The sequence below is a fragment of the Candidatus Effluviviaceae Genus V sp. genome (genome assembly GCA_014728125.1).
In the GTDB taxonomy this organism is placed as follows: domain Bacteria; phylum Joyebacterota; class Joyebacteria; order Joyebacterales; family Joyebacteraceae; genus WJMD01.
Genome location: WJMD01000026.1, coordinates 1 through 10,162 on the forward strand (window position 1 = coordinate 1; position 10,162 = coordinate 10,162).

The 10,162-nt window shown below is 67.2% G+C and carries 12 protein-coding genes; all 12 read right to left on the reverse strand.

Annotated features, from left to right (window positions below):
* Positions 1-775, reverse strand: a 775-nt coding sequence (locus GF405_01430; protein MBD3366817.1) for a hypothetical protein, incomplete at its 3' end; no start/stop codon positions are given.
* 115 nt (positions 776-890) lie between these two features.
* Entirely contained in the window at positions 891-2,423 is a 1,533-nt protein-coding gene (locus GF405_01435) for a hypothetical protein (GenBank protein ID MBD3366818.1), read from the reverse strand.
* A gap of 426 nt (positions 2,424-2,849) precedes the next feature.
* Complete coding sequence (locus GF405_01440) at positions 2,850-3,557, reverse strand: hypothetical protein (protein MBD3366819.1); 708 nt, start codon at positions 3,555-3,557, stop codon at positions 2,850-2,852.
* A 58-nt stretch (positions 3,558-3,615) separates the two neighbouring features.
* Entirely contained in the window at positions 3,616-4,392 is a 777-nt protein-coding gene (locus GF405_01445) for a hypothetical protein (protein ID MBD3366820.1), read from the reverse strand.
* Positions 4,393-4,469: 77 nt separating this feature from the next.
* Entirely contained in the window at positions 4,470-4,964 is a 495-nt protein-coding gene (locus tag GF405_01450) for a nitroreductase family protein (GenBank protein MBD3366821.1), read from the reverse strand.
* A complete protein-coding gene (rsfS, locus tag GF405_01455) occupies positions 4,964-5,347 on the reverse strand; it encodes a ribosome silencing factor (GenBank protein MBD3366822.1) in 384 nt (127 codons plus the stop codon). Before rsfS ends, GF405_01450 begins: the two co-directional genes overlap by 1 nt.
* A gap of 26 nt (positions 5,348-5,373) precedes the next feature.
* Positions 5,374-5,841 carry a hypothetical protein gene (locus GF405_01460; protein MBD3366823.1) on the reverse strand — a complete coding sequence of 156 codons (468 nt, stop codon included), beginning with the start codon at positions 5,839-5,841 and terminating at the stop codon, positions 5,374-5,376.
* Positions 5,838-6,353: a heptaprenyl diphosphate synthase gene (locus GF405_01465; GenBank protein ID MBD3366824.1), complete on the reverse strand. Its 516-nt coding sequence runs from the start codon at positions 6,351-6,353 to the stop codon at positions 5,838-5,840. The genes GF405_01460 and GF405_01465 overlap by 4 nt, the downstream gene beginning before the upstream one ends.
* A gap of 47 nt (positions 6,354-6,400) precedes the next feature.
* Entirely contained in the window at positions 6,401-6,844 is a 444-nt protein-coding gene (locus GF405_01470) for a hypothetical protein (protein MBD3366825.1), read from the reverse strand.
* Positions 6,832-7,836, reverse strand: a complete 1,005-nt coding sequence (amrS, locus tag GF405_01475) for an AmmeMemoRadiSam system radical SAM enzyme (protein ID MBD3366826.1) — start codon at positions 7,834-7,836, stop codon at positions 6,832-6,834. The genes GF405_01470 and amrS overlap by 13 nt, the downstream gene beginning before the upstream one ends.
* The gene (locus GF405_01480; protein ID MBD3366827.1) at positions 7,833-8,864 is read right to left on the reverse strand and encodes an FAD:protein FMN transferase; all 1,032 of its coding nucleotides are present in this window, start codon (positions 8,862-8,864) and stop codon (positions 7,833-7,835) included. The genes amrS and GF405_01480 overlap by 4 nt, the downstream gene beginning before the upstream one ends.
* Before the next feature lie 285 nt (positions 8,865-9,149).
* Positions 9,150-10,162, reverse strand: a 1,013-nt coding sequence (locus GF405_01485) for a hypothetical protein (protein MBD3366828.1), incomplete at its 5' end; no start/stop codon positions are given.

Genomic DNA, 10,162 nt, shown 5'->3' on the forward strand with positions numbered 1-10,162 from the left:
CCTCGTCCAGCCCGACGAAGCCGTGGAAATGCGGCGGCAGCTCGACCCGGATGAGGTCGCCGGCCTGGTGCGGGGCTGCTCCTGTCGCGTCCGTGACCTTGAGGAGCATGAAGTTCGGGTCGTCGAGGAACGCCGCGCGCGACCGCGGGACCATCGGGTAGACGTGGACGTCCGAGACGGTTCCACGCACGACCGCGTCGCTCAAGCCTCTGTGCCCGGCCGAACTGATCGGCGTCAGCTGCTCCCGGATGCGCCGGGCGAACTCCCGGTACGGAATGCCCTTCTCGACGACCGTGTCGCCGACGATGTGGTAGCGCTGCGCCGATGCGCCGCCCCGGTAGTCGCCCGGTCGCCACCTCTGGTCCTTCGTCAGCACGAAGACGTACCGCTCCCCCACCTCGGGATGGTCCAGTCCTCCGGAGAACGAGGTGACGCGGCCGTCGATGATCCCGCCGAACACGCTCGTGACGAGCCTGGTTCCCTCGAGCGTCCCCTTGTGCACCCTGCTCACGTCGATCGTGAACGCCGTGAAGACCGGCCCGCTCTCGTGCTGATAGGACTCCTTCGAGACCACGTCGCCCGTGACGATGAGGTCGGCATCGAGGACCTGCGAACGCTCGTCCTCAAGAAGCTGGAGGTGCACGAAAGCCCCGTGCTCGTCCAGCCGCTCGGCGACGTTCTCGAACTCGGCGTCCGGCGGCCAGAGCGACAGGTGATAGGGCCACGGGCACGGCAGCATGGCGGCTGCCAGGAGGATCACCAACGCGGTCAGCATGGTCGGAGCTCCTTCCCCTTTGGAGGGAGAGCGGGTCAGACCGTCATTCTACGGCTCGGCGCTGCGGCCCGATCATCTGCCCGGCGCCGCGTGCTCATCCTCTGTCCGCGGCGTTCTATCTGAAGAGGGCCTTCACCGCTCCCCACGTCGTTGTCTCGACCGGGTTCTCACCGCAGCCCTGCCCGAAGGCTCCCACGAGCTCGCCGCACGGGCTGTTCTCCGCCAGACACGGCGAGCCGTCGCGCAGCGCGTACGGCGCGTCGGGATTGTCCCCCAGACAGAACTCCGGGTCCACGGAGAAGTTCCCCTCGACGCCGAGAAGCCCCTCGATGCAACCGGTCCAGTCGCCGCCCGCGTTCCCGTAGACATCGCAGCAGACCAGCGACGCGTCGCTTGAACCGCCGCAGTACACAGCGGCTCCCTCGGTGGAGTGCGCGATGACCGTGTTCTCGAGCGACGGGCTCCCTTCGGCATAGACGCAGAGGCCGCCGCCCGAGGGCGCGGCGTTCGCCGCGATGGTGCATCCCGTGAAGACCGGGTCGGCCGCGTCCGTGTAGATTCCGCCCCCGAAGTTGCCGGCGACGTTCTCGACGAAGGCGCACCCCTCGAAGCGCGGACCACCGGAGGACAGGTAGTTCGTGATCGCCACGGCGCCGCCGTAGCCCGTCGCCTCGTTCCCGCGGAAGATACAGTCGATGAACCGGGGATTGGAATCCTCGCACACGAGGCCGCCTCCGCCCGTCGCCAGGCCGTTCGTGATCGTGAACCCCTGCACGATGGTGTTCGGGCCCTCGCCGGAGACGAAGCTGAACGCGCGGTCGAGCCGTTCACAGTCGATGACCGTCGCGACGCGGCCGCCTTCTGCTCGGACCAGAAGCGGTTTGCCGTGCGGGTCGAGAGCCCGGTTCCCGGGACCGGTGTAGACGCCCGGCGCCACGAGGACGGTATCGCCCTCGTCGGCGATGTCGAGGGCCTCCTGGATCGTCGCAACATCGGCGGGCACCCTGATGGTGTAGGAACCGCTGTCATCGACGATCGCGCGGATCATGATGTCGCGTGTCGTCTGAACCTGCCAGGGCGGTGGTGCGGCCAGGTAGCTCCGGAAGTCGATGGGGGCATCGACATCGTAGCCGATGAGCGGGTTCCCGTCGCTGAGCCACTCGAGCCCTACGAAGAAGACCCGGTCGGGGAACTGCGTGTCGTCGCCGACGTAGACCGGCGGCTCGAACTTGACCTCGTTCCAGCAGTCTTCGCAGAAGCCCTCTTCAGCCGTCAGGGTCGCGACGGCCGGCTCTTGCGGCAGGTAGGGATATTCCGTCGACGCCCATACGGAACACCGGAAGGGCAACACGGTCGACTCGATGGGGCCGCCCTCATGGTCGTTCATGATGAAGTATCTGATCCTCGTGACGTAGTCGGCCCACGCGGGCGCCTGGAACAGCACGGCGGCCTTCTCCCCAGCGTCGGCTGAGATGTAGTGTGACATCGAGCCGGGTGAGCCGTCGTCCCAGGCAAGGACCGTGTCTCGACGGGCGCCGTCGACGGCATGGATCTCATCCCTCCCTGACCCCGCCGCGACACACACGGCAACGTGAGCTGCGCCGACAATGAGGAGCACGATCGTGCATGTCAGAATCAGACGTGCCATCGTCCTACCCTCCCTCGCACTTCGAGAAACAGTGGCCTCATCAAGGAACTCCAGAACCCGTCGGGTCTCCGCGTGAACCGAACATCGGATATCGACCGCTTGTAGAGAAGACCGCGAGAAGAGAATGCGGGCGGTGCTTCGCGACGGGAGCGTCTTCCTCGCAGCCGGGGACCACGTCGGACACTCTGGCCGCCACAAGCAACGACGGGACGAACTGCTCCCCGTTCGCCAGTGAGAGCGCCGCCCCGCATTCTGAGTTCGTCTCTTATCATTCCGCTACGAGCCGTGGTCGCAATCTCACTATATCGGCCCTACTCCTCTTTGTCAACTTCATCCTGGTGATAGCAGACGCCCCCTCTCATACGCAACGAGCCCGGCCCCCGACAAGGGGACCGAGCTCGCAAACTACGTCGCCTTCAGCGCTCGCTACTCGTCGATGCTCAGAAGCTCCACCTCGAAGATGAGCACCGCGTTCGGACCGATCATCTGGCCGGCGCCGCGCTCGCCGTACGCGAGCTCCGGCGGGAGGACGAAGCGGTACTTGCTGCCGACGTTCATCAGCTGGATGCCTTCCTTCCAGCCCGGGATGACGCCGTTCAGCGGGAAGCTGGCCGGCTCGCCCATGTCGTACGAGCTGTTGAACACCGTGCCGTCGGTCAGCATGCCCTTGTAGTGGACCGTGACGTTGTCGTCCGCGCCGGGCTTCGGGCCGTCGCCCTTTCTGAGGACCTCGTACTGCAGGCCGCTCTCAGTGACGATGACGCCCTCCTTGGTCTTGTTCTCGTCGAGATACGTCTGGCCCGCGGAGAGGTTCGACTCGGCCGCGGCCGCGCGCTCCTCCTCGGCCGCCTGCTGCATCTGAGCGCCGAACTCCTGCATGACCTGCATCGTTTCCTGCGGATCGAGGAGCGGCTCCTCGTCGGCCAGCGCGTCGCGGATGCCCTGGATCACGATGTCGATCTCCAGCGACCCCTCGGGCATACCCTTGATCGTGTTACCGATGTCCTGGCCCATCGCGTAGCTCGCCTTCTGCTCGAGCGTCTCGAGCTCGGTCACGCGCTGCGGCTCTCCGCCGCACGATGCGACGACGAACGCGAGGGCGAGTACTGCGACGAGCGTCACAAACCGCTTCATGCTCCGTCCCTTCTCTCTGGGGAAAACCGGACCCCGCCTGGCGGCCCGGCGGCCCGGCTCACTCGCCGGACAGTTCCGGGAGACCCTTCGTGTGGTCTTCCTGACTCGTCTTCCTGTCGTAGACCGACAGCAGCTCGATGGTCGAGACCATCACGCCGTTCGGTTCCACGTGCGGGCCGCCGTCCTCACCGTAGGACAGGTGCGGCGGGATGAAGAACCTGTACCTGTCCCCCACGCTCATGAGCTGGAGCCCCTCCTGCCATCCCTCGATGAGGTTGGTCAGGATGGTCTCGGCGGGCGTGTCGACCGCGTATGTGTCCTTGTAGACCCTGCCGGACAGATCCTCAATAGTGAAGTGCACGAGCACCCTCGAGCCCAGATGGGGCGACGGGCCCTCGTAGTCCTCGATGACCTCGTACTGGAGCCCGCTGTCGGTCACGTGGACGCCCTCGCGCATCGCGTTGTCCGCGAGGAACGCCTCGGTCTCCTCGAGGTTCCTCGCCGCCTGTGCCTCGTGCTGCGCGACGCCCGCCGCCGCCGAGCGCTCGTGGATCTCGGTCATGACGGACTGGTGCTCGTACTCGGGAAGCTGCGACACGCGTCCGGCCATGCCGTCCCTGATGCCTGCGATGATGAGGTCGACGTCGATCTCGCCGTCCTTCATCCAGTGGATGGTCTCCCCCATCTGAAAGCCCATGAGGTAGCTGACCATCGCGTCCATCGTCTCGAGGTCGACCGTCCCGACCTCGTCCCCGGCATACCCCGCCGACGGGCACACGAGAAGCGCCGCTGCCGTAAGCAGCGCGAACAGGGTGGTTCCTCTCATGGTCGTCATCTCCTGTCGGCCTCAATGGAGACCGGTTGTCCGCCTCATCCGCGCCCCGTGTCGGCGACGACGCGGTCGGCGGGCGTCTACCATCCGTTCGTGTGAACGCGCTCAGCGTCGTACTGCGTCCTTGGCTCCTTGACCTCGCCGGGCCTGCCGACCGCGATGACCGCCAGCGGCTCCACGCCCTCCGGAATGCCGAGGAGCTTCTTCACGGGCTCGACCCGGTCAGGGTTCGGCCAGCAGCCGAGCCAGACCGCGCCCAGACCCATCATGCTCGCGGCGAGGAGCAGGTTCTCCGTCGCCGCCGAGCCGTCCTGCACCCAGTAGCGGTCGGAGATGCCTGCGTCCCCGCAGACGACGAACCCGACGGGCGCGTCGGCGAGCATCTGCCAGTGGCTCCCGTACTCCGAGAGCTTCGCCTTCGTGTCCTCATCCGTGACGACGATGAAGTGCCACGGCTTCTTGTTGCTGGCCGACGGCGCCGCCATGGCCGCCTCGAGGAGCTTCGTGACCTCCTCCTCGGTGACCGGCTCGTCGGTGTATTTCCTTATGCTCCGTCTCTTGAGGATCGGATCGATCATGCGTCTCCCCCTGTCGGTTGCGTGACGCCTTCGTCCTCGTACTCCGTGATCCCGGCATCGCCCCAGAGGCGCTCGAGCTGATAGAAGTCGCGGGCGTCGTGGGTGAAGATGTGGACCACGACGTCCACGTAGTCGATGAGGATCCAGCGCCTGCCGTCGTAGCCCTCGACGTGCCACGGCCGGTCGTCGGCCTTCTTCGTTCCGTCAATGACCGCGTCGGCGATCGCCTTCACGTGCACATCGCTTCCGCCCTCGCATATCACGAAGAAATCACACGCCGAGGTGAGGCCCCTCAAGTCCATCGAGACGACGTTCTCGGCCTTCTTGCTGTGTGCGAACTCGACCACCTCTCGGACGAGCCGCTCCCCGCTTCTCGCCAATCGCTGCCCTCCGTCGTTGCCGCTTCCTAGCCCTCGTAGTTGACCGGCTTCACCTGTCGTTTGTACTCGGCCGCCTCCTCCTCGGAGAGGATGCGGAGCACGCTCGCCTCGCGCCGCTCCGCCTTCCTGAGCCGCATGTCGTAGAGACCGACGGCGACGAACGCCACGACGAGGAAGACGATGGCCATGACGATCGGCAGCACGGAGTCCTCCGCGCCGCCCGTGATGGCGTTCCCGACGAGGAACCCGATGATCGTCATCACGACCGGGACCATGTAGATGAGGAAGGCCGACGCCACGACCCTGCCCGCCGTGATCTCGATCTCGACCGTGTCGCCGTCTCCGGCCCCCGCATCGTTCTTGGCGAGCACCATCACCTCGCGCCCGTCGCCCGACATCATGCACATGCCGCACTTCTCGCAGGCGCCGGACATCGGCATCGCCACGACGGCCGCGTCGTCCTTGACGGACACAACACACCCGATCTCCTTCACGCTCTCTCCCTCCGAAGCTTGCTGTCCCGCCTGGCGGCCGCCTCGCCGGCCAGCGGGAGCCTGTTCAAGACGAGCCACGCGACGATCCCCGTCGCGAGTCCCGCGGCCGCCGAGACCAGAAGCGCCGCGGGTGTGAGCCGCGCCGCGGCGGCGAGCCCTGTGAAGAGCGCCCCGACCACGGCGAGCTGTGTCACATTGTGGACCGCCGCGCCGACGAGACTCGCGCCGACCACGCCCAGCGGCGGCATCGTCCATCTCACGAGCGCGCCCATCACGAGCGCCGAGGCCAGTCCTCCGGCCAGCGCCAGGAGGAAGGCCGGGCCTCCGAACGTCCCCAGGATGAGCGCCGCGACGACCACCCTGAGCCCCGTGACGACGAGCGCCTCGGGAAGCCCCAGGGCTATGAGCGCCACCAGCGTGACGACGTTCGCAAGCCCGAGCCTGGCGAACGGCACGGGCGACGGTATCAGCCGGTCGACCGCGTGGAGCACAAGGCCGGCGCCCACCAGCATGCCGAGGAGCGCGACGCGCCGTGGCGCGATGCCTCGAGCCGCCACGGCTATCTCGTCACCGCGTCGGTCGACGCAGGGGTCGAGCCCTCGATCGTCACGACGACGCGGTTCGGCACGCAGACCACTGCCTGGCCGGCCCCGCTGACGGCGCCCATGCCGACGCACACCTTGTGCGGGCAGGGCGACAGAACGATGCGCGCGGCACCGTCCTGAACCAGTACGACGGTCTCACCCAGCGGCCCCTTCAGGATGAAGGTAGCGTTCTGGTCGAGCGGCGCAACCCTGCTTCCCGCGTCGCCCTCGACGCGCACGAGAGAGCCCTCGCCACCGGCCCCGGTCGCCGAGAAGAGCACGACCGCGAGTCCGACGAGCGCGTAGAGCACGAGTCTGTCGGCCCAGGTGATCATCGGCCCTCGCACATCGGGGTGACAGCTCCCGGCCCGCCGTTCTGTCTCATCGACGGCCGCCGGCATCCCGTTCAGTCGCACCACACGAAGTCCGCCTCCCTGCCGCACTTCTCGCAGCGGCCGTCCTTGATGCCGGCGATCTCGGTCGAGTACCCCGTCCGGCGTATCAGCAGATGTCCGTCGTCGGGGCAGTACGTGTTCGAGTCGGATTCGAGCCCGACGTTCCCCAGATAGACGTAGTTCAGCTTCTCCCGGGCGATGGAGTCGGCGAGCTTGAGCGTCTCCATCGACGTCGGCGGCACGTCCATCTTGTAGTTCGGGAAGTAGCGCGAGAAGTGCACCGGGATGTTCGGGCTGATGCCGGAGATGAAGTCCACGAGCTCGCGGAGCTCCTCCTCGGAGTCGTTCTTCCCCGAGATAAGCAGGTTCGTCACCTCGACGAAGCTCATCTCGTGCGCGAGCTCGATCGTCCGCTTGACCGCCTCGAGCCCGTCGACGTGGCAGAGGTCCTTGTAGAAGTCCGGGTTCATCGACTTGAGATCGACGTTCATCGCGTCCACGAACGGAAGAAGCTCGCGGAGCGGCTCCTCGTTGATGACGCCGTTCGTCACCAGAACGTTCTTCAGGCCCTCGGCGTGGGCCGCCTCACCGGTCGCCATCAGGTACTCGTACCAGATGACCGGCTCCGTATAAGTGTAGGCGATGCCGAACGACCCGTTCTTCTTCGCGAGCGCCACCACGCGCTCCGGCGAGAGATGCTCCGAGGGCGCCTTCGTCTGCGAGATGGTCCAGTTCTGACAGAAGATGCACCGGAGGTTGCAGCCGTAGGTCGCGATGGAGAGGATGTTCTTCCCCGGGCACACGTGGTAGAGCGGCTTCTTCTCAATGGGGTCCATCGAGGCCGACACGCACTCGCCGTAGTTCTCGGCGTAGAGCGTGCCGCCCTTGTTCACGCGGCCGAGACAGAGTCCGTGGCCGCCGTCGGCGATCTCGCAGAGCTGAGGGCACAGGCGGCAGTTCACCCGGTCACCCTCGCCGGGCGTCCAGTGCCGCGCCTCGATGAGCTCGCTGTTCATTCTCCGTTGCCTTCCTCCGCCCGCGTGAAGAGCTCCATCGCGCGCGGCGTTCCGTCGATCTCTCCGTCCGGCGTCACGATGAGGGCCTCGACGTGTTCGAGCCGCTCCGCCAGCGCCAGGCCGTCGTCGGGCCCCATGACGAAGACGGCCGTCGCGAGCGCATCGGCGTCGAGGGCGCTTCTGGCCCAGACGGTCACGCTCGCAAGGTCCCGGGCCGGATAGCCGGTGGCCGGGTCGATGAGATGGTGGTACCGGACGCCGTCCACGTCGACGTAGCGCTGGTAGTCGCCGGATGTCGCCACGCTCCCGCCGTCGACGGCCAGCACGCCGATGAGACCGTCGCGCCGCGGGTGCTTGACGCCGACCCGCCACGCCGGACCGTTCGGAGAGCGTCCGAGGAAGCCGACGTCGCCGCCGGCGTCCACGATCGCGGCCTCGATGCCGGCTTCCCTGAGGACCTCGACGGCCCGGTCGACCGCGTACCCCTTGATGATGCCGTCGAGGTCGAGGTCGGTATCGATGGGCGCCGCCACCACTCCTTCGTTCGCGCGCACGTCGACGAACGCGTAGTCGACGTCGGCCAGCGCCGCCCGGACCTCGTCTTCGTCAGGGACACGGGAGCCGGCCTCGAAGTCCCAGAGGTCGACGACCGGCGCGATGGTCGGGTCGAACGCACCGCCCGACAGCTCCGCGACGACGAGGGCGCGGGCGACGACGGCGGCGATCTCCGGGTCGATCTCGCCGATCTCTTCGGAACGCGCATTCCAGCGCGCAACCTGACTCGTCTCGATGTAGCGGCTCGCCAGCTCCTCGACGCGGCGGACCTCGTCGAACGCCGCCTGCATCGCCTCGTTCGCCTCGTCCTCGCCGGGCGCGAACACCGTGACGCCGACGACGGTCCCCATCATGAGACGGTGGTCGTCGTAGCGCCCCGGTCCGCCGGCGCGCCGGGCCATGAAGACGACGATGAGGAGCACGACGACGACGAACGCCAGGATCTCGAGGATGAGCCGTCGGTTCAGCGTCACGTGCACTCCTTGACGATCGTCGTCTCGGCTCAGGAACTTCGTGTGAGGCGCTCATCGAGGTGGTCGCAGATTGCGACCACTCCCGAACGCAGGGGCTTCGGGGCCGAAACAGGGTGAACTTCATCTGAATGACATGAGCTCTTCGACTGCGCACGCACTCAGGATGTGTGACGGTATCACGGACCGTTAGGCGAGTCAAACAGGCCCGATGAGGCGAGGTCAGAAACAAAGACGCCGCCCCGAGGGCGGCTGCCGGCGGTGCGACGGGTCTGTCGGTCTGCGCGCTCATGCCCCCAGCGCCGCCAGCGCAGAGCCCGCGATGATGATGCCGAACGCGAGGTTCAGCTTGAGGGCCGATATCTGGGCCTCCCCGAGCTTCTCGGGGTCGTCGTGGTGCTGCCACATATCGACCACGATGGTCCGGGCCAGCCCGAACGCCAGGATCGCGACGAGCGAGAGCGGGATGAGCGACGCTGTGAAGACCGCCGCGAAGAGCGATGCGAAGACCAGAAGCGTCAGAACGATGACGCCGCCTCGCCCGGCGGCCCTGGTGCCCATGCGGACGACGAGATTCCTCTTCCCCGCCTCCTTGTCCGGCTCGTAGTCCACGATCTCGTTCACCCAGAGGATAAGCGCCACGGCGAACGTGCTGGGAAGTCCCGCCATGACGACGCGCCAGCCGACCTGGCCGGCCTGCGCATAGTAGGCTCCGAGCACCGGCAGGAGGCCGAAGCAGGGCCCCAGGACGACCTCGCCCAGTCCGCGATACGAGAGGCGAAGCGGCGGCGCGGTGTAGAAGAACCCGCCGAGCGCGCCGAGTGCGCCGACGAGGAGCACGAAGTTCCCCGGAAGCACCATGTTCAGATGGATGCCGATGGCGGTCGCGCCGACGTAGCAGAGGACGAGCGCGCGGAGCACGGTGCCGGGCTTCAGGAGCCCGTCGGGCAGCGCGCCCGAGCCGCCGGCCAGCCCGCCGCGGTTCGGGTTCTTCGAGTCCGCGAGATAGTCGAAGTACTCGTTCGTGAGGTCGGCGCCCGCGTGCAGGAGGAGCACGCCGACGAGCGCCTCGACCATGCGCACCCAGCTGAACGCGAAGCCCTCGGGCCGGAGCCAGAACGGCAACGTGGAACCGATGAGCACAGGAAGGATGGACGCGGGCCAGAACGGGAGTCCCGCCGCGCGGAGGAAGAGCGAGAGTTTGCCGCGTGAGTGGGCCTTCAGGGCCTCAGGCGAGTGACGGCCGGGATGGGACGCGGCGTGTCCGGAGGCGGCGTCGCCGGCGGTCTTGCTCGAAGCAC